General features: G+C 64.5%; 1 protein-coding gene. It reads left to right on the forward strand.

The annotated features are described in order from the left end of the window. Nucleotides 1-259 precede the first annotated feature (259 nt). Nucleotides 260-378, forward strand: a 119-nt coding sequence (locus tag A3764_RS26460) for a hypothetical protein (RefSeq protein ID WP_443069397.1), incomplete at its 3' end; no start/stop codon positions are given.

A 378-nucleotide genomic window follows, 5' to 3' on the forward strand; every position in this document is an offset into this window, starting at 1 on the left:
AGGCAGCCGACGTTCGAGGAAACGGATCACGTAAAAACATTCTACCGGCTGGCGCGTAAGTAAACGGTAGATAGGCAGGGGGACGATAGCCATGTTGCGGCGCATTGGAGATACGACAGCACCCGCCCGGGCAGCGATGACCAGGCGGAATTTTTTGCGCAGCAGCGGTCTGACGGGGTTGAGCCTGGGCGCGTTCAGCGCGGGCGCGGGCGCGGGCCGCNTGCAGGCGGCAACGGGGCCTAAAGCGGCGGCGGCGGACATGGTCGTGCGCAAGACGGTCTGCCCCTTCTGCTCGGTCGGCTGTTCGATCTGGGCCGAGTTGCGCGATGACGTCTGGATCGGGCAGGAGCCGGTCTTTGAAAGCCCCATCAATCAGGG

The sequence above is a fragment of the Sulfitobacter sp. HI0129 genome (assembly GCF_001635395.1).
Lineage (GTDB): Bacteria > Pseudomonadota > Alphaproteobacteria > Rhodobacterales > Rhodobacteraceae > Sulfitobacter.